The organism is Arthrobacter sp. T572 (assembly GCF_056780115.1).
Genome location: NZ_JBRAZQ010000002.1, coordinates 1,203,494 through 1,228,096, shown reverse-complemented (window position 1 = coordinate 1,228,096; position 24,603 = coordinate 1,203,494). Strand labels below are relative to the sequence as shown.

General features: G+C 63.9%; 22 protein-coding genes. 11 read left to right on the top strand and 11 right to left on the bottom strand.

What is annotated here, in order from left to right; genetic code table 11:
- The first annotated feature begins 153 nt into the window (after positions 1 to 153).
- From ACUYMZ_RS06890 to ACUYMZ_RS06870, 5 genes are all read left to right on the top strand, one after another.
- Positions 154 to 1,356: a TIGR03364 family FAD-dependent oxidoreductase gene (locus ACUYMZ_RS06890; RefSeq protein ID WP_481602557.1), complete on the top strand. Its 1,203-nt coding sequence runs from the start codon at positions 154 to 156 to the stop codon at positions 1,354 to 1,356.
- 35 nt (positions 1,357 to 1,391) lie between these two features.
- Positions 1,392 to 2,309, top strand: coding sequence for a phosphate/phosphite/phosphonate ABC transporter substrate-binding protein (locus ACUYMZ_RS06885; RefSeq protein ID WP_481602556.1), 918 nt, complete (start codon positions 1,392 to 1,394; stop codon positions 2,307 to 2,309).
- Positions 2,309 to 3,070 (top strand): phosphonate ABC transporter ATP-binding protein, encoded by a 762-nt coding sequence (locus ACUYMZ_RS06880; RefSeq protein WP_481602555.1) that lies wholly within the window; start codon positions 2,309 to 2,311, stop codon positions 3,068 to 3,070. The genes ACUYMZ_RS06885 and ACUYMZ_RS06880 overlap by 1 nt, the downstream gene beginning before the upstream one ends.
- Entirely contained in the window at positions 3,067 to 3,921 is an 855-nt protein-coding gene (gene phnE, locus ACUYMZ_RS06875; protein ID WP_481602554.1) for a phosphonate ABC transporter, permease protein PhnE, read from the top strand. Before ACUYMZ_RS06880 ends, phnE begins: the two co-directional genes overlap by 4 nt.
- Before the next feature lie 141 nt (positions 3,922 to 4,062).
- On the top strand, positions 4,063 to 5,166 hold the full coding sequence (locus ACUYMZ_RS06870; RefSeq protein WP_481602553.1) for an FAD-dependent oxidoreductase: 1,104 nt from the start codon (positions 4,063 to 4,065) through the stop codon (positions 5,164 to 5,166).
- A 72-nt stretch (positions 5,167 to 5,238) separates the two neighbouring features.
- On the opposite strand, the gene ACUYMZ_RS06865 is transcribed toward ACUYMZ_RS06870, so the two are convergent.
- Positions 5,239 to 7,458 (bottom strand): NADP-dependent isocitrate dehydrogenase, encoded by a 2,220-nt coding sequence (locus ACUYMZ_RS06865; protein WP_481602552.1) that lies wholly within the window; start codon positions 7,456 to 7,458, stop codon positions 5,239 to 5,241.
- Between the two features lie 332 nt (positions 7,459 to 7,790).
- On the opposite strand from ACUYMZ_RS06865, the gene ACUYMZ_RS06860 reads away from it, so the two are divergent.
- Positions 7,791 to 8,792: a trypsin-like serine peptidase gene (locus ACUYMZ_RS06860; RefSeq protein WP_481602551.1), complete on the top strand. Its 1,002-nt coding sequence runs from the start codon at positions 7,791 to 7,793 to the stop codon at positions 8,790 to 8,792.
- Positions 8,793 to 8,919: 127 nt separating this feature from the next.
- Here the strand turns inward: ACUYMZ_RS06860 and purH are convergent, their stop codons facing one another.
- Complete coding sequence (gene purH, locus ACUYMZ_RS06855) at positions 8,920 to 10,590, bottom strand: bifunctional phosphoribosylaminoimidazolecarboxamide formyltransferase/IMP cyclohydrolase (protein ID WP_481602550.1); 1,671 nt, start codon at positions 10,588 to 10,590, stop codon at positions 8,920 to 8,922.
- A 108-nt stretch (positions 10,591 to 10,698) separates the two neighbouring features.
- Here purH and ACUYMZ_RS06850 point away from each other — a divergent pair, with 108 nt between their 5' ends.
- The 3 genes from ACUYMZ_RS06850 to ACUYMZ_RS06840 are packed head-to-tail and all read left to right on the top strand — an operon-like array spanning position 10,699 to position 13,969.
- A complete protein-coding gene (locus tag ACUYMZ_RS06850) occupies positions 10,699 to 11,646 on the top strand; it encodes an N-acetylglucosamine kinase (protein WP_481602549.1) in 948 nt (315 codons plus the stop codon).
- Positions 11,621 to 12,571 carry an N-acetylmuramic acid 6-phosphate etherase gene (murQ, locus tag ACUYMZ_RS06845; protein WP_481602548.1) on the top strand — a complete coding sequence of 317 codons (951 nt, stop codon included), beginning with the start codon at positions 11,621 to 11,623 and terminating at the stop codon, positions 12,569 to 12,571. Before ACUYMZ_RS06850 ends, murQ begins: the two co-directional genes overlap by 26 nt.
- Positions 12,572 to 12,616: 45 nt before the next feature.
- A complete protein-coding gene (locus ACUYMZ_RS06840; RefSeq protein WP_426006393.1) occupies positions 12,617 to 13,969 on the top strand; it encodes an MFS transporter in 1,353 nt (450 codons plus the stop codon).
- Between the two features lie 72 nt (positions 13,970 to 14,041).
- Here ACUYMZ_RS06840 and ACUYMZ_RS06835 read toward each other — a convergent pair whose 3' ends face one another.
- A complete protein-coding gene (locus ACUYMZ_RS06835) occupies positions 14,042 to 14,845 on the bottom strand; it encodes a hypothetical protein (protein ID WP_481602547.1) in 804 nt (267 codons plus the stop codon).
- Between the two features lie 252 nt (positions 14,846 to 15,097).
- Positions 15,098 to 15,679: a phosphoribosylglycinamide formyltransferase gene (purN, locus tag ACUYMZ_RS06830; protein ID WP_481602546.1), complete on the bottom strand. Its 582-nt coding sequence runs from the start codon at positions 15,677 to 15,679 to the stop codon at positions 15,098 to 15,100.
- Between the two features lie 11 nt (positions 15,680 to 15,690).
- On the opposite strand from purN, the gene ACUYMZ_RS06825 reads away from it, so the two are divergent.
- Positions 15,691 to 16,140 (top strand): hypothetical protein, encoded by a 450-nt coding sequence (locus ACUYMZ_RS06825; protein ID WP_426006390.1) that lies wholly within the window; start codon positions 15,691 to 15,693, stop codon positions 16,138 to 16,140.
- A gap of 18 nt (positions 16,141 to 16,158) precedes the next feature.
- Here the strand turns inward: ACUYMZ_RS06825 and ACUYMZ_RS06820 are convergent, their stop codons facing one another.
- The 4 genes from ACUYMZ_RS06820 to ACUYMZ_RS06805 form a co-directional block, all read right to left on the bottom strand.
- On the bottom strand, positions 16,159 to 17,490 hold the full coding sequence (locus tag ACUYMZ_RS06820) for a cell division protein PerM (protein WP_481602545.1): 1,332 nt from the start codon (positions 17,488 to 17,490) through the stop codon (positions 16,159 to 16,161).
- A 326-nt stretch (positions 17,491 to 17,816) separates the two neighbouring features.
- Complete coding sequence (locus ACUYMZ_RS06815) at positions 17,817 to 18,194, bottom strand: hypothetical protein (RefSeq protein WP_481602544.1); 378 nt, start codon at positions 18,192 to 18,194, stop codon at positions 17,817 to 17,819.
- Positions 18,191 to 18,682, bottom strand: a complete 492-nt coding sequence (locus tag ACUYMZ_RS06810; RefSeq protein ID WP_481602543.1) for a J domain-containing protein — start codon at positions 18,680 to 18,682, stop codon at positions 18,191 to 18,193. Before ACUYMZ_RS06810 ends, ACUYMZ_RS06815 begins: the two co-directional genes overlap by 4 nt.
- 223 nt (positions 18,683 to 18,905) lie before the next feature.
- Positions 18,906 to 19,328 (bottom strand): Hsp20/alpha crystallin family protein, encoded by a 423-nt coding sequence (locus ACUYMZ_RS06805; protein WP_426006385.1) that lies wholly within the window; start codon positions 19,326 to 19,328, stop codon positions 18,906 to 18,908.
- 136 nt (positions 19,329 to 19,464) lie between these two features.
- Here ACUYMZ_RS06805 and ACUYMZ_RS06800 point away from each other — a divergent pair, with 136 nt between their 5' ends.
- Positions 19,465 to 19,896 carry a MerR family transcriptional regulator gene (locus ACUYMZ_RS06800; RefSeq protein ID WP_481602542.1) on the top strand — a complete coding sequence of 144 codons (432 nt, stop codon included), beginning with the start codon at positions 19,465 to 19,467 and terminating at the stop codon, positions 19,894 to 19,896.
- A 79-nt stretch (positions 19,897 to 19,975) separates the two neighbouring features.
- Here ACUYMZ_RS06800 and ACUYMZ_RS06795 read toward each other — a convergent pair whose 3' ends face one another.
- The 3 genes from ACUYMZ_RS06795 to ACUYMZ_RS06785 all read right to left on the bottom strand — a co-directional run bounded on the left by ACUYMZ_RS06795 (position 19,976) and on the right by ACUYMZ_RS06785 (position 24,362).
- On the bottom strand, positions 19,976 to 20,458 hold the full coding sequence (locus ACUYMZ_RS06795; protein ID WP_481605828.1) for an excalibur calcium-binding domain-containing protein: 483 nt from the start codon (positions 20,456 to 20,458) through the stop codon (positions 19,976 to 19,978).
- A 276-nt stretch (positions 20,459 to 20,734) separates the two neighbouring features.
- Entirely contained in the window at positions 20,735 to 22,561 is a 1,827-nt protein-coding gene (locus tag ACUYMZ_RS06790) for an FG-GAP-like repeat-containing protein (protein WP_481602541.1), read from the bottom strand.
- Positions 22,562 to 22,697: 136 nt separating this feature from the next.
- On the bottom strand, positions 22,698 to 24,362 hold the full coding sequence (locus ACUYMZ_RS06785; RefSeq protein ID WP_481602540.1) for an FG-GAP-like repeat-containing protein: 1,665 nt from the start codon (positions 24,360 to 24,362) through the stop codon (positions 22,698 to 22,700).
- Positions 24,363 to 24,603 lie beyond the last annotated feature (241 nt).

The following is a 24,603-nucleotide window of genomic DNA, read 5'->3' as shown; positions in this document are numbered from 1 at the left end:
TACAAGTTGATTCGGCTCCGATGCCGCTTACTAGGCGGATTCACGTGAATTTGAGATGAACCTCGGTGAACAGACATTAAATTCTGATTAACTTGTATATACAAGTGGCAATCTGGCTTGATTCGTTTCTTATCTGCCGTCAAGGTCGATTCTGTGAACAACCCAAGCACCTCCCCTGCAACTGCCGGCAACGCATCCAGCCAGCCCACCGACGTCGTGATTGTTGGCGCCGGAATCGTTGGCCTCGCCCACGCTGCCCATGCTGTTGCCAACGGCCTGACCGTCACCATCATCGAGCGCGACCACCATGCGGCCGGGGCCTCGGTCCGTAACTTCGGCCACTGCTGCATCACCGCACAATCCGGCGAACTCTACGAACTCGCTCAGACCTCGCGGAAGTACTGGCTCGACTTTGCCGCGCGTGCCGGTTTCTGGGCCGCCGAATCCGGCGCCGTGGTCCTCGCCCGAACCGAAACCGAAATGGCGGTGCTGCGGGAGCTTTCCCGGGAACGGGAACCGGGGCAGGTGGAACTGCTGTCCCCCACCCAGACCCGCCAGCGCCTGGGCGCGGCTGCAGGGCACGACGGCGGCACTCCGGTTGAGGGGGCATGGCCGGGCCTGGTGGGGGGTGCTTTCCTTCGGGACGACCTCCGCGTCGACCCCCGGACCACGGTGGCCAAGCTGGCAGACTGGCTGGTCCGGCAGCCCGGCGTCGAACTCCACTGGGACACCTCGGCCCTGGGCTTCGGGCAAAGCGACGGCCTGGCCACAGTGGCAACGTCACGCGGAGTACTCAGCGCCCGGCAGGTGTTCGTGTGCGTCGGCCATGACGTGGACTACCTTTTCCCCGACCTGGCGCAAGAGCATGGGATCAACCGCTGCGCCCTGCAGATGTCTTTGGCAGCCAAACCCGAAGGCCTGGAGTTCGCTCCCGCCGTGCTGACAGCTACCTCAATGCTCCGCTACCCCGCCTTCACGGACATGCCTGCGGCGGCAGCCCTCAGGGATGAAGTGCAGGCACAACAACCCGGGCTGCTGGACATCGGCGCCAACGTCATGTTCACCCAGCGCCCGGACGGAAGCATCATCCTGGGCGACTCCCACCACTACCACCGGACGGCCGATCCCTTCCTGGACGAGGCTGTCACGTCCGCCCTCAACTCGGACATCGAAGCCCGGGTGGGCCGGCCGTTGGACATCATCCAGCGGTGGCAGGGCGTCTATGCATCATCGGACGTGGCTCCCATCCTGGTCCGCGATGTCCACCCCGGCGTCACTGTGGTTTCCGTGACATCCGGCGTGGGCATGACGCTTTCCTTCGGCCTGGCCCACCGCAACACCTCCCGACTCTTCTGACCCCTTCCTTTCCCTTCGCATCTGAGGAACTTCCCATGAAAACCAAGCTCTTCACCGGATCCACCCTTGCCCTGGCTGCGGTCCTTGCCTTGACTGCCTGCGGCGGATCCGCGCAGTCCAGCAGCTCCCCCAAAGCCTCCGCCACTTGCCCCAACGGCGAAATCAAGTTCGGCATTGAACCCTACGAGGACCCCGCCAAGCTCAAGCCCGCCTACGATGTCCTGGCTGCAGCCCTCGCTGAGAAGCTGGACTGCCCTGTGGACGTGCCGGTGGTGGAAGACTATGCCGCGGAGGTCCTGGCCATGCGCAACGGCAAGCTGGACCTGGGCCAGTTCGGTCCCCTGGGCTACGTGTTCGCTGATGCCAAGGCCGGAGCCGAACCCCTGGTGTCCTTCGGTACCGCGGAGAAGGAACTGAGTACCTACACCGCAGGAATCTGGGTCCCCAAGGACAGCCCCATCCAGGCCATTGGCGACCTCAAGGGCAAGTCGCTGGCGTTGGGCAGCGTGGGCTCCACGTCCGGAGACGTGTTGCCCCGGTTCGGTCTCCGCGAAGCAGGAATCGCCGACGCCGACCTCAAGATGGACTACACCGGAGGACACCCGGAAGCCCTGCTCGCCCTGACCAACGGCAGGGTGGATGCGGCCCAGATCAATTCGCAGACCCTGGCAACGGCGATCGCCGAGGGCACGTTCACCAAGGACGACTTCCGCCAGGTGTGGACTTCGGATCCGATCCCCAACGACCCCATCACCGTCCGCGGAGACGCCGACCCGGCCTTCAAGAGCGCCGTCAAGGAAGCGTTCCTGTCCTTGTCGCCGGAAGACGTCGCCAAGGTAGGCGAGTTCTTGGACGTCACCCCTCCCGGCCCCATGCTGGAGGTCACCAAAGACAACTACACCCCCTTGTTCGACCTCGCGGACACCATGGGCCTGACCGAAAAGGACCTCTAGTGGCACCGCTGCTGTCTGTCCAGGGTTTGCGGAAATCCTTCGACGGGCGCACTGTGCTCGATGGCGTGGACTTCTCCGTCGCAGCGGGAGAGCTGGTGGCTTTCCTGGGGGCCAACGGCTCCGGGAAATCCACCACGCTGCGCTGCGTCATGGGAATCACTGCACCGGACGCCGGGACCATCAGCGTTGGCGGGACGCCTTTGGACCCGGCACCGGGCAGGGAACAGCAGTTGGCCCGCCAACGCCTGGCCATGATCTTCCAGAAGATCCACCTTGTCCCCCGGCGGACCGCCTTGGACAACGTGTGCGCGGGCGCTCTGGCCCGGATCCCCACCATCCGGTCCCTCACCCCGGCTCTGTTCCCGGCCGATGTCCAGCAGGATGCCCTCGACTGCCTTGACCGTGTTGGCCTGGCTGATCGCGCGTTCGACCGCGTGGGCCGGCTTTCCGGCGGACAGCAGCAGCGCGTGGCCGTAGCCCGGGCACTGTGCCAGCGGGCCGACGTCGTACTCGCCGACGAGCCAGTGTCCGCGCTGGACCCGCACGCCGCCGAACAGGTCATGGCCCTCCTGCGGGAGCTCGCCCACACGGAGGGGCTGGCGGTGGCAGCGGTGCTTCACCAACCGGACCTGGCCCTCCGCTACGCCGACCGGTCCATCGGGTTGCTTCAGGGTTCCATGACCTTCAACCTGCCCTCGGCGGAGGTCACCGCCGATCATCTCGACACCCTTTACGCCCCGGACAGGACACTCGCCGCATGACACCCCAGACTCTGAACACCGCCGTCGTGCGGCGGGACGCTCCGAGCCAAGCCCGCGTGGCGCTGGTCCGCCCGAAGAAGCCCCTGCGCTGGATCACGACGGCGGCAGCGGTTGCCGCCGTCGTCGGACTCCACGCTGTGGCCATCCAGGGGACGGACTTCAGGCCCGAACTCCTGGTGGACGGCTGGGAAGGCATGGCCGCGTTCGTGGCCGATGCGTTCCCGCCGGACCTCAGTTGGGAGCGCACGCTGAAGCCCGGCCTCGAGGCCACCCTCGTGACCTTGTGGATTGGCTTGCTGGGCACCACGTTGTCCGTGCCGTTTGCTCTGCTCCTGGCCGCGCTGGCCGCCGCGAACACAAGCCCCCACCGGCTGGTGTATCAGGCGGCGCGTTCCATCCTGTCCTTCTTCCGTGCCGTGCCGGACATCGTGTTCGCACTGATCTTCGTGACTGCCGTTGGGCTGGGCCCGTTCGCCGGAGTGCTCGCTTTGATCTGCCACAACACGGGCGTCATGGGCAAGCTGTGGGCCGAATCCATGGAGGAGATCGACGCCGGGCCGCAGGAGGCACTGCGTACAGCCGGCGCCAACCGGATCCAGCAGGTAGCCAATGCCACGCTGCCCATGGTGGTCCCCCAGTTCGTGGGTTTGCTGTTGTACCGGTTCGACGTCAACGTGCGCTCGTCGCTGGTCCTTGGCCTGGTGGGTGCCGGTGGCATCGGTTTGCTGATCAACCAGTCCATCAAGTCGTTCCAGTTCGATTCCATGCTCACGCACATCCTGATCGTGCTGGTGCTGATCATCGTGGTGGACCAGTTCTCCGCGTGGATCCGCCGACGCCTGGCCGCATAAACCTCCCCCATACCCAACTAGGTCGCAGTTAAGCACGTTTAGCGGCGTCTAAACGCGCACAAGTGCGACCTAGTTGGGCGGGGCGGGGGACAATGGAGGCTGACGGTTTTGCAATGAGCCGAATGAAGGGACGGAGCGGGTATGCAGGTTGACGTTGTAGTCGTCGGCGGAGGAGCCATGGGATCGGCCGCCGCCTGGCAGTTGGCACGCAGCGGCAAATCGGTGGTGCTCCTGGAAAGGTTCGAGGAAGGCCACCACATGGGCGCCTCCCACGGTGCCACCCGGAACTTCAACACAGCGTACGCCGAGGCCGACTACCTGGACCTGCTGGCCGAGTCCAAGCTGTTGTGGGACGAACTCGCCGCAGAGTACGGCGCTCCCCTGCTGGACCTTGTGGGCCTGGCAAATCACGGCCACGTGGCACGGCTCAAGGAAGTGCACGCGGCCCACCAAGCCCGCGGCATCGAGAGCTACTTCATCTCCGCCGGCGAGGCTGCCGACCGGTGGCAGGGCATGAACTTCAGCACCGACGTGCTCTTTGTACCCGGCTCCGGCCGCATCCGGGCAGCCGAAGCCCTGACAGCGTTGCGGAAGTCCGCCGAGTCGCGGGGCGCCCTTTTCAAGTACTCCACTCCTGTCCGGGACATCCAGGTCACCGGCGGCGAGTCGGTAGTGGTGGTCACGGAAGATACCGAGTACACCGCCCGCCACGTGGTGGTGACGGCCGGTGCCTGGACATCCAAGCTCATCGGCGCGCAGGTGGACCTGCCGGCGCTGGTGGTCACCCAGGAACAGCCCGCGCACTTCACGCCGCGGGACAACACCCTGGTCTGGCCCAGCTTCAACCACACCCCGGACCTGGATGATGACCTGTACGAGTACTGGTACAGCCCGGTCTACGGGATGCTCACTCCCGGCGAAGGCGTCAAGGCCGGGTGGCACGGTGTCGGCCCCGTCATGGACCCGGACGAGCGCACGTTCCAGCCCATCCCCCACCAAATGGATGCCTTGGTGCGGTACGCAGAAGAGTGGCTTCCCGGCGTCGACCCTTCCACCGCGGTTCCCATCAGCTGCACCTACACCACCACACCCACCGAGGACTTCGTCCTGGACCACTTTGGGCCCTTGGTGGTGGGAGCCGGATTCTCCGGACACGGTTTCAAGTTCACGCCAGCCATTGGCCGGGTGCTGAAGGACATCGTCGACGGCGGCACGGCACCTGCGCGGTTCGCCGCCGAGCGTTAAAACGCAACTGACCCGCAGTTGTGGTTGTCATGAGCTCTCAAAACGACAACAACTGCGAGTCAGTTGGGCGGACTAATTCAGGGTGGCGAGGACCTCGTTGAAGGTTGCCGACGGGCGCATGATCTCTGCGGCCTTGGCAGCGTCCGGGCGGTAGTAGCCGCCAAGTTCGACGCCGGAGCCCTGGACTGCGTTCAGCTCACCAACGATTGTCTGTTCGTTGGAGGTCAACGATTCTGCGATCGGCGCGAAGGCTGCTGCCAGGTCCGCGTCCGAGGTCTGCTTGGCCAGTTCCTGGGCCCAGTAGAGAGCCAGGTAGAAGTGGCTGCCGCGGTTGTCCAGCTCGCCAACGCTGCGGCGCGGGGACTTGTTTTCCAGCAGGAACGTACCCGTTGCGCGGTCCAGAGTGTCGGCCAGGACCTGGGCGCGGGCGTTGCCCGTGGTGGTGGCCAGGTGCTCGAAGCTGACGGCCAGGGCAAGGAACTCACCCAGGCTGTCCCAGCGGAGGTGGTTTTCCTTGACCAGCTGCTGGACGTGCTTGGGAGCGGATCCACCGGCGCCGGTCTCGAACAGGCCACCGCCGTTGATCAACGGAACGATGGACAGCATCTTGGCGCTGGTGCCCAGTTCCAGGATCGGGAACAGGTCCGTGAGGTAGTCGCGGAGCACGTTGCCGGTCACCGAGATGGTGTCCTGGCCCTTGCGGATGCGCTCCAGCGTGAAGGCCGTTGCCTCGACCGGGGACAGGATCTCGATCTGGAGGCCCTCGGTGTCGTGCTCCTTGAGGTACTCGTTGACCTTGGCGATCAGGTTGGCGTCGTGGGCACGCGTCTTGTCCAGCCAGAACACGGCCGGAGTCTGGGAAGCGCGGGCCCGGGTGACGGCCAGCTTGACCCAGTCACGGATCGGCACATCCTTGGTCTGGCATGCACGCCAGATGTCACCGGGGAAGACCTGGTGTTCAATCAGCACGGTACCTGCACGGTTGACGAGCTGGACGGTGCCGGGAACCTCGATCTCGAACGTCTTGTCGTGGCTGCCGTACTCTTCGGCTGCCTGCGCCATGAGGCCGACGTTGGGGACGGTGCCCATGGTGGTGGGATCGAAAGCACCGTTGGCACGGCAGTCGTCGATCACTGCCTGGTAGATGCCGGCGTAGGAGCTGTCCGGCAGGACCGCCAGGGTGTCGGCTTCCTTGCCGTCCGGGCCCCACATGTGGCCGGAGGAACGGATCATGGCGGGCATGGAAGCGTCAACGATGATGTCCGACGGGACGTGAAGGCTGGTGATGCCCTTGTCCGAGTCCACCATGGCCAGGGCCGGGCCATCTTCCAGGCCCTTGGCGATGGCTGCCTTGACGCCTTCGCGGACGTCCTCCGGCAGGTCCTCAAGACCGCTCAGGATGGCTGCGAGGCCGTTGTTGGGGCTGATGCCGGCGGCTGCGAGCTGCTTGCCGTAGGTGTCGAACAGCTCGGAGAAGTAGGCCTTGACCACGTGGCCAAAGATGATGGGGTCGGAGACCTTCATCATGGTGGCCTTCAGGTGTGCCGAGAAGAGGATGCCTTCTTCCTTGGCACGGGCCACCTGGGCCTTGAGGAACTCGTCCAGGGCCTCGGCGCGCAGGACGGTGCCGTCCACAACTTCACCGGCCAGGACCGGGAAGTCCTTCTTGAGGACCTTGACGGTGCCGTCTTCGCGGACCAGCTGGATGCTCAGGGCGTCATCGGCTTCGATGACCACGGACTTCTCATTGGAGCGGAAGTCGTTCTGTCCCATGGTGGCGACGTTGGTCTTGGAGTCTGCGGTCCAGGCGCCCATGGAGTGCGGGTTCTGCCGGGCGTAGTTCTTCACTGACAGGGGCGCGCGGCGGTCGGAGTTGCCTTCGCGCAGCACCGGGTTCACAGCGGAACCCTTGATCTTGTCGTAGCGGGAGCGGATGTCCGTCTCGGTGTCCGAGGAGGGGTTGTCCGGGTAGTCCGGGAGGGCGTAGCCCTGGGCCTGGAGCTCGGCGATGGCAGCCTTGAGCTGCGGGACGGAGGCGCTGATGTTGGGCAGCTTGATGATGTTGGCTTCCGGCTGCTTTGCCAGTTCGCCAAGTTCAGCCAGGGCGTTGCCCGTGCGCTGCTCTTCAGTCAGGAAATCGCCGAACACGGCGATGATGCGGCCGGCCAGCGAAATGTCGCGGGTCTCGACCTCCACACCTGCGGTCGAGGCGTAAGCTTCCACAATCGGCAGGAACGAGTAGGTAGCCAGCATCGGCGCTTCGTCTGTGTGGGTATAGATAATCTTGGCCATTGGCGGGGTTCTCCCTGAAAGTCTGCAGATTTCAACATCTCTAACTTACCCGAGCAGGCCGTTTTGGCAGCCCTTCGTGTCCGGGATCACGCCGTGCGTTACCGCTTTCACGGCCGTCCCGCAGGCGGTTGGAAGACCGACGGCGGCCTGACCGCCGCAGTGGAGTACCGCCGTCGTCCTCCTCTCCAAAGCCGCAACAGGAACTGGAAGCAAAATATCACAAAATCTGAAACATCTATTTACAAACTTGTCACACGTTGGGTACCTTCGATTCCGTCAGTCGGCGGTCGCCATCACTGACCGCCTCACTCCCTCGATTAGGTAGGAACAACGTGACAAAAACCAAGACCCTGGCCACAAGCCTGCTGAGTCTGTCTGCTGCCGCACTCCTCGCCCTCACCGGCACGGCCGGCGCCAATGCTGCCCCGGCAACCAACGCAGACTCACAAGGCTCGGTGGCCAGCAGCCACGCGGTATCTGACAGCGGTACCGCGGACTACTGGACTCCGGAACGCATGAAGTCCGCCAAGTCCGGTGACATCCTTGCCGCCAAGGCGCTGGAACGCGGCAAGCTCCTCAACCTCGGCAAGTCCCTCGCATCCGAGGCCCCCGGCGCCCTGACCAGCATCCCCGGCCAGCAGGCAGCCACCGATTCCAAGGCCATCAACCTCAAGGCCAACCAGAGCGAAACCCCCGTCAAACACATCGGCAAAGTCTTCTTCACCCTGGGCGGGGCCAACTACGTCTGCTCCGCCAACTCCGTGACCTCCACCAACAGGAGCACAGTGTCCACCGCCGGCCACTGCCTCAACGAAGGCCCCGGAGCGTTCGCCACCAACTTCGTCTTCGTCCCGGCTTACCTCAACGGCGCGGCGCCTTACGGCAAGTGGACGGCAAGGGCACTGTACGCCCCCACGCAGTGGTCCGGCAGCGGCAGCATGCAGTACGACACCGGCTTCGCCGTCCTCAACACCCTCAACGGCCAGCGCCTCGCCGACGTCGTCGGAGCCTCCGGTGTCCAGTTCAACGCCGCCCGCGGCCTCAGTTACAAGGCTTTCGGCTACCCGGCAGCAGCTCCGTTCAACGGTGAATCGCTCAAGAGCTGCTCCGGCACCGCCACCAACGATCCCTACAACCCGCAGTTCAACACCCAGGGCATCCCGTGCAACATGACCGGTGGCTCCTCGGGCGGACCGTGGTTCATCGGTACCAGCTCCAACGGCTACCAGAACTCGGTCAACTCCTACGGTTACGGCAGCAACTCCACCAAGATGTACGGCCCGTACTGGGGCTCGGTCATCCAGTCCACCTACAACACGGCCTCGGCTTCGTAAGGTTTTTGGCAAGTCCCTGTTAAATACGACGGCGGCCGTCCCCTTTCGGGGGCGGCCGCCAGCGTGTGAGCCCACGCCGCCCGGGTTCCCTGGCCGAAGCGCAGCGACGTCAGGGCGGCGGTGGAGACTAGTGGAAGAAGTGGCGTGCGCCCGTGAAGTACATGGTGATGCCGGCAGCGTTGGCTGCTGCGATGACTTCCTCGTCGCGGACCGAGCCACCCGGCTGGACCACGGCGCGGACACCGGCGTCGATCAGGATCTGCAGGCCATCAGCGAACGGGAAGAACGCATCGGAGGCTGCCACGGCGCCGCGTGCGCGCTCGGGTGCGTTGTCGCCGCTGGCGTTGGAGGCACCGCCGGCGCCATCGACGTCGGACTCCACCTGGACGCCCAACGTGTTGGCGCGCTCGACCGCCAGCTTGCAGGAGTCAAGGCGGTTGACCTGGCCCATGCCGATGCCCACTGCTGCGCCGTTGTCGGCCAGGAGGATGGCGTTGGACTTGGCTGCACGGCAGGCCGTCCATGCGAAGGCGAGGTCGGCGAGGGTCTTCTCGTCAGCAGCTTCGCCGGCGGCCAGGGTCCAGTTGGCGGGGTTGTCGCCGTCGGCATCAACCTTGTCCGTCATCTGAACCAGCACACCACCGGAAACCTGGCGCATCTCGGAGGGGTAGCGGCCGTAGCCCTCGGGCAGGGCGAGGAGGCGGATGTTCTTCTTCTTGGAGAGGATCTCCACGGCTTCGGGCTCGAAGTCCGGGGCAATGACAACCTCGGTGAAGATGTCCGCAACAGTGCGGGCCATGCCGGCCGTGACCGTGCGGTTGGCTGCGATGACGCCACCGAAAGCGGAGACGGGGTCGCACGCGTGGGCCTTGGCATGGGCGTCTGCGATCGGGTCTGCGGCGTCGGCGGAACCGACGGCAACACCGCACGGGTTGGCGTGCTTGATGATCGCGACGGCGGGCCCGGCGAAGTCGAAAGCGGCACGGAGGGCGGCGTCGGCGTCGACGAAGTTGTTGTAGCTCATGGCCTTGCCGTGCAGCTGGTCAGCCTGGGCGATGCCGGCCGGAGCAGCCTTGTCCACGTAGAGCGCGGCCTGCTGGTGCGGGTTCTCGCCGTAGCGGAGGACCTCCGAGCGCTCCAAGGCCAGGCCTGCGTAGGCGGGCCAGTCGATGACGCCGTCGCCGTCTTCGTCCAGGAACTGGCTGGCGGTCCAGGTTGCCACGGCGTTGTCATAGCTGGCCGTGTGCGCGAAAGCCTTGGCGGCCAGGCGGCGGCGGGTGTTCAGGTCGAAGCCGCCGTGTGCTGCGGCGTCGACGACGGCGCCGTAGAAGGTGGGGTCCGTGACAATCGCGACGGCGGCGTGGTTCTTCGCGGCCGAACGCACCATGGCGGGGCCTCCGATGTCGATCTGCTCAACAACGTCGTCCTGCGCGGCGCCGGACTTCACGGTCTCGACGAACGGGTACAGGTTGACCACTACGAGGTCGAAGGGTTCGATCTCCATGCCGGCGAGGGTGTCCATGTGCGCCGGGACGCGACGGTCGGCGAGAATGCCGCCGTGGACGCGCGGGTGCAGGGTCTTGACGCGGCCATCCAGCATTTCCGGGGAGCCGGTGACTTCTTCGACTTCCTTGACCGGGATGCCCGCGGCAGCGATCTTCTTGGCGGTGGAGCCGGTGGAGACGATGGCAACGCCGGCTGCGTGCAGGCCCTTTGCGAGCTCCTCCAGTCCCGTCTTGTCGTAAACCGAGATCAGTGCACGGCGGATGGGAACACGGTCAAGCTGCGTCAAGCTCACAAAAGTCTCCGTCTTAGTTCGCGTAGATGGCGCGGGTGGTGGGATGAAGGCAGTTTATCGTGTTTCGTTGCATGGCTGGTTTTGCGTCCTGCAACATAGGGTTGATCCATGGAAGCCACCGAGGTCGTTCTTGTTGCCGATGTTGGGAAAAGCCGTTGCCGCGTGGAGCTGCGGTCCGGCGATGAGCTCCTTGGTGCGGCGGACCAGCACGGCTTTCCCGGGGTGCACGTGGACAACGGGCCAACCCTGGCGTTCGAGCTCCTCCTTGAAACAACGGCCCTGCTTCCTCCGTCGTTGCCCATCAGCACCCTCACGGCGGTAGGGGCAGCGGTGGCCGGTGTGGAGGCGTCCGCGGAGAAGTCCCGGGAGCTCGCCACCATGTTGTCTAACCGGTTCAGCGTCCCCGCAGCTGTGCTCTCGGACGCCACGGCAGCGCAGTTGGGGGCACTGCAGGGCGGACCGGGCACCACCTTGATCGTGGGAACCGGCGCAGTGGCCTTTCGTTTCGACGGGTCCGGTGTCCTCCACCGTGCGGACGGCTGGGGACCCTATCTTGGCGATCGCGGCAGCGGCCGGTGGATCGGCCAGCAGGGCCTCCAGGCAGTTCTGCACGCGTACGACGGCGGCCCCACCACATCGCTGCTGGCTGCGGCGGGCGCCCTGGCTGAGTCGCCCGAACTGCTCCCGGGCTGGTTGGCCAAGCAGGAGAACCCCTACCGCGCCATGGCCCGGTTCACGCCGCTGGTTCTGCACGCAGCGGAGGCGGGTGACGACGTCGCACTTAAGATCGTCGGCGAGGCCTGTCGCATCCTGACCACCACTGTTAAGTTGGCCTCCGAGGGCGACGACAGCAGCTCTCCCCGTGTGGCGATGCTTGGCGGGGTGGTGGAGTCGGAGTTCTTTGCGGAACTCTTGCGGAAGTCCCTGGCTTCGGCTGGGATTGAAGTGGTGGAGCCGCTGGGTGATGGCCTGGATGGCGCTGCCCTCGCTGCGACGCGCCGCGGGCTCATCCAGGAAAGGTACATCCACCGTGACGGAACAAACTGGCCGGACTGACGCTGACAAGCTCGCGGACCTCCGCACCGAACTGGCCGGACTGCAGACCGAAGCTGCGGCGGAGAACCTGAAGGACCTGGACATCCTGGGCACGGATGAACTCGTGCAGGCCATGCTGGACCACGGTGCAGGAGTACATGCAGCAGTCGCGGAGGCTAGGGATGCGGTTGTACAAACGGTCGACGCCGTGGCGGAGCGGCTCCAGCGCGGAGGCCGCCTCTTGTACGTGGGAGCCGGGACGGCCGGGCGGCTGGGGGTGCTCGACGCGAGCGAATGCCCGCCGACGTTCGGCACACCGCCGGGACTCGTCGTCGGGCTCATCGCTGGCGGTACCCAGGCGATCCAGAAGCCGGTCGAGTACGCGGAGGACAGCGCCACGGCGGGCGCGCGGGACCTGCACGATATCAACGTGACGGAAGCGGACGCCGTCGTGGGTATTACCGCGTCCGGAAGGACCCCCTACGTGATCGGCGCTCTGGAGGAGGCGCGGAAGCGGGGGGCGTTTACGGCGTCGCTGGCCTGCAACAGGGGGTCGGCCGTGAGCCACCTTGCTGATGTAGCGATCGAGGTGGTGGTGGGCCCGGAGTTCATCGCGGGCTCGACGAGGCTGAACTCGGGCACGGCGCAGAAGCTGGTGCTGAACATGATCAGCACACTGGTGATGGTGAAACTCGGCAAGACCTACGGCAACCTGATGGTCGACCTGCGGGCAACCAACAAGAAGCTCCTGGCACGGTCGCAACGGACGGTGCAGCACGCCACGGGTGTCTCCGCGGCTGAGGCGGCGCAAGCGTTGGACTCGGTGGGGGGCTCCGTGAAGGCTGCGATCCTGGTGCTGCTGACCGGACTGGATCCGGCCGGGGCGAAGGCTGCGTTGGAAGAAGCCGGTGGTTTCCTGCGGCGGGCCATTGAAAGGCACCGGTAGCCCCGCTGTCTGCCCCAGCGCATAAGGTGTGATGCAGGAGGGCAAATGAATACATACACAGCCGTGCCCAGCGGCGAACAAGTTGTGCAGGAACTGCCGTGGCGGTGGAAGGTCCAGGGAAAGATCTTCCTGATCGGCGGCCTCGGTTTCATGTTCGATGCCTGGGATGTCACGCTCAACGGCATCCTGATCCCGCTGCTGTCCAAGCACTGGTCTTTGCAGCCCGCCGATGCCGCGTGGATCGGTACTGCCAACCTGATCGGCATGGCGGTGGGGGCGTTCGCCTGGGGGACCATCGCGGACACCATTGGGCGTAAGAAGGCGTTCACGGCCACCCTCCTGATCTTCAGTATCTTCACCGTCCTGGGCGCGTTCGCTCCGGACATTGTGTGGTTCTGCATCTTCCGCTTCATGGCCGGCTTTGGCCTGGGCGGCTGCATTCCCGTGGACTACGCGCTGGTCGGCGAGTTCACGCCCCGCAAGCAACGCGGCAAGGTGCTCACCGCCATGGACGGCTGGTGGCCCGTGGGTGCTGCGCTGTGCGGGTTTGTTTCCGCCGGGCTCGTGGCCGCCTTTGCGGATTGGCGCCTGACGATGCTGATCATGGTGCTGCCGGCGTTGCTCGTGTTCTGGGTCCGGCGCAGCGTGCCCGAGTCGCCGCTGTTCCTGATCCGGAAGGGGCGGAGGCAGGAGGCCGCCGCAGTGATCGATGGTTTGGTCCGGGCCACCGGAGCCGAGCCCCGCGCCTACAGCCTGCCCGAACCCCAGGCTGCCCCGCGTCTCTCCCCCGGCAGCGCGTGGACCCAGCTGCGGAATGTCTGGACCTTCAACTGGAAGATCACCACCGCTGCCTGGGCGCTGTTCTTCTCAGTCCTGCTGGTCTATTACCTGTCCCTGACGTGGATGCCCCGCATCCTGATCGGCGCGGGATTCGAAGAGTACAAGGCCTTTGTCACTACCGCCGGCATGGCCGCTGTGGGACTTCTGGGCGTGATCGTTGCTGCCCTGCTGGTGGAGCGGGTGGGCCGCAAGTGGATCCTGGCCATCACGGGTCCGTTGTCTGCCGTGACGCTGGTGATCGTGGCGTTCGTGGTGGACGTGCCTTCGGCGGCGGTGTTCTGGCTGCTCGTCTTCGGGTTCGTGGTGCAGGTGGCGATTCCCGTGCTGTACGCCTACGTTTCCGAGCTGTATCCCACCGAGCTGCGCGGTTCAGGCTTCGGGTGGGCTTCCACGTTCTCCCGTATCGGTGCAGGTTTTGGTCCGTTGGTGTTTGCCTCGTTCTTCTGGCCGGAGTTCGGACTGGCAACCTCGTTCGCCCTGGCCGGTGGTTTGGTGCTGGTCTCCGTGCTCTGGATGGCGTTCTTCTCCCCCGAGACAAAGCAGCGCATCCTCTCCTAATCCCCCACCCCCTTACCCAACTGGGTCGCATTTGTGCGCGTTATGGGCCCTCAAAACGCGCACAGCTGCGACCTATTTGGGGGTCCAGCCGTGTTGCTCGAGCGCCCGCCTCACCTTGCGCACAGCGGTTGTTGCGTCAGTGGACATGTGTATCTTTGAAATGCGTACGAGGATCCACCCTGCCTTAGCGAAGTCTTCTTCCTTCTGGATGTCCTTAACGATCTGCCCGGGCTCGGAGTGACTCTCACCCTCGTAGTCGACTGCGACCCGCCACTCGCGGTAACTCAGGTCAGGTTGCCGTACGACGCCGGGACTCAACTCCGTGCGCACGTTGACTTCCGGTGTGGGCAGCCCAGCCCCGGCAAGCGCCAGCCTCAGCCGCGTTTCCGGTGCGGAGTCGGCACCTACGCGCGCCTGTTCCAAAGCGAGGCGTGCTTTGCGGATGCCGGGTGTCCCCCAGTGACGGTCCAGCATCTCCTCGAGCTCGCCGGGGGTGCAGTACGGCGCCGTGCGGTTCTCAAACTCCGGCCTTGGGATTCGAATGAGGTGATCCGCCACCACGGTGATCTCGTCAATGTCCATCTTCCGCGCGCAGTCCAACCACGTCCTGGCTCGAGTCGTGATGAACAGTCCGTTGAGGGTGGTGATCTCATCTTCGAAGAACTGCCCCCTATGCCCGATCACGCCCTTCCGCCGAGGGATAGCCATGGGCTCCGGCCTGGAAATGTGGATGGCTGGTTCGTGGCTTCCCGGCAGGAAACCTGGGAACTCCCATAGCAGGAAGGCCGTGGCGTGCGAAGCTGCCGAGAACGGCGTGATGCGGGTTAGAGGCCGAACCACATCCACCAGCGAGTGGTCGGTTCCGGATCGGGGCACTCGGATCCCCCTGCTGGGTGAGTCCAGGCTGTGGTGACTGAGTCGCCGTCGTGATACTCCAGCCCTTACGGCTTCATGCCACGTGAACGGCAATGACGACAGTGGATCAGGCAGGGGTCTTGGTGTCTTCATGCCCCATGCTGACAAACATCAGTGGGCGGATGCGCGGTTATCCACAGGCATGGGCCCCCAGAGGAAATGTAGGTAGCAGCACAGCGCGTTTTGAGGGCTCACAACGCGCACAAATGCGACCTAGTTGGGGGTGGGGGAAGGTGTGGAGGCGAGGTCGGCCAGGGTTTGGACCAGGAGGCGGCGCTCCACGACCTTGATGCGCTCGTGGAGGGTTTCCTCGCTGTCCCCCGGCTCGATCACAACGGCTTCCTGCGCAATGATCGGCCCGGTATCCACGCCCGCGTCGGCCCAGTGCACGGTGCAGCCCGTGACCTTCACTCCGTATGCCATGGCATCGCGGACCCCGTGGGCGCCGGGGAAGGAAGGCAGCAGGGCCGGGTGGGTGTTGACGTACTTGCCGTTGAAGGCATCGATGAAGTCCGCGCTGACGATCCTCATGAACCCGGAGGAAACCACGACGTCCGGGGCGTAGGACAAAACCTTGTCGCGCAGTGCCGCGTCCCACTCGTCGCGCGTTTCAAAGGAGTTGAAGTTGACCACGAAGGTCTCGATGCCGGCCTCGTCGGACCGCTCCACGCCATAAGTATCGGGCCGGTCTGCGCCCACCGCGGCGATCTCGACGTCCAGCTCACCCGACTTCACGGCGTCGATGACAGCCTGAAGGTTGGAACCAGTACCGGACACGAGGACAACAATGCGCATTGCACTAGCTTATGGGCGGCTCGCGTAGGCTGGAAAACATGAATCCCGACGTCGGCCCGCGGCCGAGCCAGCAGCCCCGCACCGAGGCGGAAAAGTCTGCGCTCAGCGTGACACAAATCCTTTTCCGCGCCTTCCTTCTGACGGCGTTGGGATCGTTTTTCGTCTTCTCCCTGAACGTGAACTACGTCTGGTTGAGCGCTGTTTTGACGCTGGCGGGCCTGGTGTTGGGAATCGTGGTTCTGGTCCGGACGGTGAAGTACAAACACCCCCGCCTCATGATGTTCGGGACGATCTCCGGGCTGGTTGTTTCCGCGATCATGTGCCTGCTGATTCTCACCTCCGCGCTGTTCTTCAAACAGGTCAGCACGTACCAGGACTGTGCCCGGTCGGCTTTGACGGAGTCGGCCAAGACGCAGTGCCTCGCGGAGCTTGAAAACTCGATGCCCGGGCCGCTGCGCTAGCAACCACTGGCGCAGGTCCTAGGCGTGCTCGTCGTCGTACGCGTTTTCGTCCAGGTTCGCCTCGCGCAGCTTCTGGCTGCGTTCCAGCCACGGCCCCACTGCGTAGCCGATCACGACGCCGATACCCACTTCCACTGCCACCCAGACCGCCGTCCACAGCGGGTGGGGTCCGATTTCGGTGAGCCGGCCAATGCCAGCCGATCCCCGCGCGATCCATGCCAGCGCCCCGCTCAGGAGTCCTGCTACCGCACCGATGAACGCGCCCAGGAAGAGCGTCGATGCCGCGGCGGTGAACCAGCGGGCCTTGATCTTGATGGAGAGCCACTCGTCAAAATGGTTTTCCCCTTGGCGCAGGAACCACCATCCGGCCAGGACCCCGGCCGTGACAGGGAGTGCGAGTGCCATGGGGCCGGCGTCGAGCTGTCCGCTCGGCAGCCCACCGAAGATCGGGACAGCCGGGAGGGGCCCCACGGCCGTTCCCAAAGGCCCGGCAGTAGAGCCGACGCCCAGTGAGAAGCCCGCACCGGACATCCAGGCGAGCGTGAAGATCACCAGGTTGGGAAGGAATCCGAGCTGGGCGATGGTGAGCACGGCACCGCCGAAGGCTCCGGCTTTGAGGCCCTCATAGACGGCGATGATGTCAGCCCAATGCCAGACGATGTCCACGGCCAGCAGCAGCGCCGCCAGGGAAACCGCTGCCATGGTGGCCACGAAGCCCGCTTGCAATGCTGACCCCACGTAGGATCCGGCCCATCGCGAGTGCTGGCTGGTCTTGGCGAGCCAGGCGACCGCGTCGACGCCGATGAGCCGGCTCCACGAGCCCGCCTCGCGTCGTGCACCCACCACCATGCCCAGGCCGAAGGAAATCAGCGGGATGCTCATGGCGAGCCACAGGTTGATGACCACGTCCGACGTGCGGCACACAAATCCCGTGGCGGCGCCGAATGCTGCGTACACAATCCATGCGCCAAGGAAGGCCTGCCACAACTGGTCCGTGTAGGAGGCACGGGCCAGACGACGGCCGGCCCGCCAGGCGAGCAGGAACGGAATGAGTGTCAGGCCCAACGGAATGAGGGAAAGCAACCCGGAGCCCGGGTGTCCTGCCGTGCCGACATTCACGGCGGACAAGTTCAGGGGAACCCCGTGGATCAGCAGCCAGGCCTGACCGCCCAGCCTGGCAAGGGCGTCCACGTTCCGGTTCTGGAAGCCGTCCGTGGCCCAAACACCAACCAACGGCAGGAGCACCACGACCGCGGAGATGAGGGCTGCCTGCACTGCTTCCAGACCGCCCTGCAGCCACAGGGGCATGGGGAGGCCACGGGTTCCAGTCTGATCAGCACGCAGTTTCATCGTGATCTATCGTGCCACGGCAGGCTTCGCGGCCGGGTAAGGCTGCCCCGGAAGCACCCGGATTTCCGGAGCTTTTTGTGGTGACCGGCCGTAAGATGGGAGGTATTCGCAAGGGGTGGTACTACGCGACGCCCGTGGAGTTCCAAGGACCCAAAAGACCCGGAAATTAATCGAAGCCGGGAACTAGGAGCGGCCAATGGATAGGTGTCACAACTAACAACAGAAAGTCGTACTAGCAGCTGGTGCAACCGATACGGATTTTCTCCATGGTTGCACCAGCCTTCTTATGAGCGGGGCTGTCTCGGCGCCCATGGCCAGTGAGTCGGCTAAAGCTGCGGCCCGTAGATGAACTCCTTGGCGTGGTTGACGGCCTTCTTGAAAGCATCGTTCCTCAAGGTGACCTGCTCCTGGCTGGCTCCCTTGCTCGGCTCGATGAACGTTGTGGGCCCCGGCCTGAGCATCCAGATATCCCCCGCTGGCGGCAGGTAGAACACACCGAAGGACCGGTGCTCGGGATCATCCGTCCAGATGGGCACCACTGCCACGGCGGCCCCCGTGTCCGGGTTGATCCATTGCGCCCGGGGCATGGGTTGCTCGTGGACTTCGGGATCCAGGAACGGGGCCGTTCCCCTCCCCCAGCGCTTCTCGAACCGTTCGTAGAAGGCGGGGATGATGTGGCCGTCGTAGGGACGCCATGCACTCATCGGTAACTCCTTGGAGTTCTCTGCTGGGATCTGCTGGGCGGCGCCCACCGGGTGGGGCCGGCGACGAACGGGGGTTGCGCACGGCCCGGCTCGCTGCCTGGCCCACCGCGGGCGGGCTCGGCATGGCCCGGCCCGCTGCGGCTGGTCTCGCCGCGGGGCGCCTCCGGGCGCTGCACGTCCGGCTGGGTTCCGGCGTCGCGCCGATGCACCCGGACCTTGACCGGTGTCCCCTTGCCCGGCACAGGCTGCCCCCGGCGTGCGCGATCGTAGGCTGCCCGTTTCTCCGGGTTCGAGAGCACCACATACGCCTGCATGATGGCATGGAGTTCCTGGCCGTCGGCACCTCCGGTGACGTATCCGGCGTCGTGATTCAGGCGGGTGTCCGGGTGGAGACGGCGAAGCAATGAGCGGTAGGCGCGCGAGATGTCCCGGGCCGAGGCGTCGGGGGCAACGTTGAGGAGGGCGTAGTAATCAGGCTGCTTGCTCACAGTAGTGTCCGGTAAACGTGCCGTGGATGGGGTGTGGCCCTCGGCGTGAGCCGAGGGCCACTATCCCGGGAGACAGTTTCGGGGGCCGCGCTTCCTCTGCGCAACAAGCGCCGTGGCGTGGTGCGAAAACCTGCACCCTCATTTCCGATGCGGCCGGTCCACTGTTCCCGGTCCTTTGCTCCGTCCAGGCCACCCCCGGGGAGACCCGGACGGAGCCGATTGGCTAGGCGTTGATCTCCTGCCGTTGCTCGTTGGACGTGATCTCGATGCGCCGTGGCTTTGCCTTTTCGGCGACAGGAATGCGGAGCGTCAGCACGCCTGCGTCGTAGCTGGCCTGGACGCGTTCGGTGTCCAGCGTGTCGCCGAGGATCAGCTGGCGGCTGAAGACGCCCTGGGGACGCTCAGCGGCGAGCATCTCGGTGTTCTCCCCTGCGGGTGACTTGCGTTCTGCCTTGACGGTCAGGACGTTGCGCTCGATGTCCAAGTCCACCGAGTCGGGGCTGACACCCGGCAGGTCAAAGGCAACAACGAATTGTCCGTCCTCCTGCCATGCGTCCATCGGCATGCCGGCAGGGCGTGCTGTTGTGCCAAAAACCTGTTGGGCGAGTCGATCAAATTCGCGGAACGGGTCAGTGCGCATCAGCATTGTGGTCTCACTCCTTTTGGGTCAAGTGATGCGGTCTTGTTGTTGTGCCAGCCTTCCTGATCTATGGTGGCTGGTATAGATTTTTTATAGCACCAGCCAGAGAGTGGTGCAAGAGGTTTCTCGGAAGATTTTGGAGGTGCCGGTGGCGGTTTCGGGTGGCGGTGAAACGCACGACGGCGGACCGGCCGGCGCCCCGCCTTTCGGCGCCTCTGGTGGGGCGGCCCCGCGTGACGCGTTGGGTGTCTACGCGATCTCAGTGGCAGCCGAACTTGTGGGCATGGGCCAGCAGAACATCCGGCTCTACGAACGCAAGGGACTGCTCACTCCGGACAGGACCGACGGCGGCACGCGCCGTTACAGCGAAGCGGACCTCGCGACGCTGCGCAGGATCGGGATGCTCCTGGACGAAGGGCTGAACCTGGCCGGGGTGAAACTGGTGCTTGAACTGGAAGCGGCCAATCGCGGGCTCGAAGCCGACAACCGTGGGCTCGTTGAGGACAATCGTGGGCTCCGGGCGGACAACCGCGGGCTGCGGAAGGACTTGAAGCGGGCGCGGGGTGGGGAGTAGGCGGCTTAGCCCTCTAAGCACGAGTGTGGCCACCCCAAGACACACGGGCGGCCACACTCGCTAACGAAGCTGGTTGGTTCTACTTGTCGCAACCCCAGCCATCGCCGTCCCTGTCAAGATGGCGTCCGTAGCCAGGCTGGCTGCTGCTGATAGGAGCGGCACCGTCCGCCCGCACTGCTGCACAATTCGGATAATAGGGAGCAGCGGGTGCCTTCTGGGCCGGTTGTGCAGGCGGAGCAGGCTGTGCCGGCGGAGCTTCAACGACTGGTGGAGCGGCCGGAGCAACGACAGCCGGCGTATTTTCCACGACGGGCGGGGCCACAAGCTGAGCCACGGTGGCCACAGGCGTGGGTGTAGGCGATGGCGATTCATCCGTAAGGTGACGAACGCCGAGCTGCACCGTGGATCCCTTCACTGCATTAGCCCCCGCCGCAGGGTCCTGGCTCACAACTTCCCAGTTCCTTTTGACAAGGATGGTTTTGTCATCGTTCACATCTGTGGCCTCAACTTCCACTCCAAGATCTTCAAGCTGGTCCGTAGCCTTATCCAGCGTGAGCCCCACGACATTTAGAAGAGTGGTGGTTTGTGCTGCAGCTACCGAGGTTGTAGCGCTTGGCGAAGTCTGTGTTGCCGCGTTCTTCCCGCAACCAGTCAAAGCGATGCCTGCTAACACTAATAGTGCAAGTAACTTCTTCAATGATTCATGCCCCCTTTATAAAGCGAGCCCGATATTCAGGAAGGGCGTCATTGCCAGATGCTTCCGAAAGGCTCGCTTCGTCACAAATTATCAGCGCCCCCCTTTCCGCGCCGACTTCGGACCGCAATGCAAGTCACAAACTCATAGAATCGCCGTCATGCCGTTCCAGCCTTGGCCTATAACACTGCCGATGGGCCACTTAGCACCGCCGCTGCCTGAAAAGAGCCACAAGGCCCCGGACGAATCGCGTGCCATGACGTCCGCTTTTCGGTCACCGCTGAAGTCACCCGGCGCAAAGAGTGCCGTCATGACGTTCCATCCCTGGCCGTACTGCACTTGTGTAAGCCATCCGCCAACGCCGTTACCTGGGTAAAGCCAAAGCCGCCCTCCCGAATCACGAGCCATGATGTCGGATGCGCCGTCGGTATTGAAGTCACCAACTCCCAGTATGTCCGTCATGGATGACCATCCGAATCCGATCTGGATACGAGGCAGCCAGCCGCCCTTCCCATTTCCCGGATAAAGCCACAGAGCCCCGACCGAGTCTCGGGCCGCTACGTCGATCTTCCCGTCGCCGTTGAAGTCGCCAACACCAGTGATTGCGGTCATGACGTTCCAGCCAGCCCCTACCTGCACGCGCGGCAACCAGCCGCCGGAACCGTTTCCGCCGTACAGCCAGAGGACGCCGGAGGTGTCGCGGGCCAACACGTCGGAGAATCCATCGCGGTTGAAGTCGCCAGGAGCGACAATGGCCGTCATGACATTCCAGCCCTGACCGACTTGCCGCCGATCGAGCCATCCGGCTGCTCCGTCACCTGGATAGAGCCAAAGGACGCCGGAACCGTCACGAGCCAACACGTCGGCGTTGCGGTCTCCGTTGAAGTCGTTCTTCACTGGCTGCGGGTCGGCGGGCTGAATGACGGTCACAGAAGCGCTGCCTTGGTTGGCTACGTACGCAGTGCCTGTGTAATCGTGGATGGCCACGGCGACGGGCTGGGCCCCCGTTCGAACCACAGTCGACGTATTGGACGAGTCGATGACGGACACACCACCACTACTCAGCGTTGCATAGGTTCTGTGTCGGGTGGAATCCACGGCCAAGGAAGTCGGCTGGCTGGGAATGCTGATCTGTGCGACCTTGGTCCTCGCTACAGGGTTGACCAACACCATCGAGGAGTTGCCCGCGGTATTCAACGATTCAATGTAGACGGTCCCCGTCCTAGAGTCGACGGCGACCTTCCCGAACCTTTCGTTGGTCTGGTAGATGAGGCTCGAGTGATTGGAATCGTCCACGAGGCCCAGTTCGCTCTGCGGGTTACCGATGTAGCTTCCCTCAACCGAACGGTAGACAGCGTTCGTCTGAGTGTTCATAGCGTGACCAACGGCATTTCCAGCACCCAGGACATAGACATCCTTGGTATTTGTTTTGCCGTCTAAAACGGTAAGGACGCCGTCTGTGGTCACGAAGACCTTATTCCTGAACGAATCGACAACGATGCTGCGCGGTGTCGACGTGTAATACGGAATGTCGACGGGTGTAGGACTTATCCGGGGATCAAAGACAGTTATCCCATTGCCGTAGGCGACATAGACCTTCCCCGTCACCGGGTTGACGGCCACGATGCCGGGGTTGGGTCCGGTCTTGACCTTTCCTAAGACTGTTGACCCTCTCATTACGACGATGGATCCGTTAGCACCGGCTTTCCCTGCAACGCTGATGTAGGCGGTACTGCTACCACCCGTTGCAACACCTTGAGCGACGCCCCCAACGTCTACAGTGGTCACTTTTCGTGTGCCGGCATCGATGACTGACACGCCGCTGTCGGTGGCAACATAGACGTCGCCCGTGTCAGCGACTGCGATGTCATGCGGCGCTGTACCAACAGGAATATCGAAGGATGTCGAGTCGGCAACGGCCGGCGACCCCACCACCAGCGAAACGACCATCGACCCGACGATGGCGAGCACCGCCGTCGTACGCTTTAGGCGTGACTTTCCGACTCCGGGCGCAGTTAGACCGGACGCGACAGAACCCATGGGACCCCCAAGAAGTGAGACGCGACAGTCGCGTCGATGAGCGGAGTCTACAGGTCCGTGAGCCAACTCACAGAATCGCCGTCATTCCGTTCCACCCCGTACCTACCCGAGAAGCTGAAGGCCACGCCGAACCCCCGGCACCGGAGTACAACCACAGCTCGCCTGCTGAGTTGCGGGCAAGAATGTCGGCACGGCCGTCGCCGTCGAAATCACCAGGGCCGACCAGTGAATTCATGGAATTCCAGCCCTGGCCGATAGCAGTCCTCCCCAACCAGCTGCCGTAGCCGTTTGGCTGGTAGAGCCACAACGCGCCAGCGCCATCGCGGGCAACGATGTCATGTACGCCATCTCCGTTGAAATCCGTCACGCCGGTGATTTCGGACATCCCGTTCCAGCCGGTACCTGCCCAGGTCCGGGATAGCCAACCACCTGCACCGTCGCCGCGGTAGATCCAAAGAGTGCCGCTGCTGTCCCGTGCTGCGATGTCCAAAAACGTATCGCCGTGGAAGTCGCCAATATCCACGATTGCGCTCATTCCGTTCCAGCCCTGCCCCACCTGGACCCTGGGCAGCCAGCCGCCCGAGCCGTCACCGGGGTAAAGCCAAAGCACACCGGAACCGTCACGGGCCATCACGTCGGAATTACCGTCACCGTTGAAATCACCGGGAGTCAACAACGCGGTCATGACGTTCCACCCCTGGCCTACAGCGCGGCGGGGCAGCCACCCACCGGAGCCATCACCCGGGTACAGCCACAGTACGCCGGACGCATCCCTTGCTAGCACGTCCGCTGTCCCGTCACCGTTGAAATCGTTCTTCATGGGCTTTGGAACGGACCCATCAATAACAGCAACGGAGTTGAAGCCATTGTTCAGCACGTACGTCTTGTCAGCTGAGGTATCGACGGCAGCCGCGAACGGTTCCCAGCCGGAATAAACGGCATGGGCGGTATTGTCCTGACCGTCGATGATGGTCACGCCGCGGCCTGAGAGAAGGGCATAGGCCTTATTGCTGGCCTCGTTCAGTACGATTTCGCGGATCTGCGTTGGGGTTTTGATCTGGGCAATCTGGTTCTGCGAGACGCCATCGATCACTTTGACCGCGCCTTCCGGCGAAGCCATATCCGCTGCTACGAAAATCCTGTTTGTCTGGGAGTTTACGGCCACCGTGCCCACATTGTTGGTCATGGGAATTGTGCTCGTGACTTTGTCCGTTGCCCCGTCAACCACCCTGATACTGGCACCGAAGCGTGCCAGAGTGGTGAAGTAGATCTTGTTGGTTGCCTCATTGACGGCAACTGACAGGATGCCGCCCGTTCCAATGTTGATGGACGTCTTGAGCTTGCCGCTTGCGTCGATCACATACAGGACTCCACCAGCCAGAACGTACGCCTTGTTCGTAGCAGGGTTCACTTGGATGTCGCGGGTATCCCCACTGACCGGAACCTTGGTGACGGCATTGGTATCGCCATTGATGATGGACACACCGTCTTTGACCCCAACGTAAATTTTGTTGTTTGACTCATCGACGCCCAGGACTCCGGGATTAGCGCCAACGGGCACGTTCACCGGTGCGCCGTAAGTGCCACCATCCACGACCGAAACATAGCCGCTTATGGTACTCACGTAGATCTTGTTGGTCACGCTGTTGACGGCTACATACGCCGGTACGTCGTTGGCCGCCACGTGCCCCGCGCCGGGTCCAAAGCTGGAGACGCCCTGAGAGGTAGCCACGTGAACCGTGTGTGTCACAGGGTTCACGGCAATTGCGGATGGCCGGTCACCAACCGAGAACATGTCCGTAACATCATCAGCCACGGCAAGAGATGGTGCACCAAGACTGCCCACAAACAACGCCAGCCCCACACCGGCTGCGACCGTCCGCACCGCCCCTAGGCGCCGCCGTCGTACGTTAACCCCGGCGCCCCGCGGCAAAGAAAGCGCGCGCGAATCAACCCCAACAGCACCCATGAAA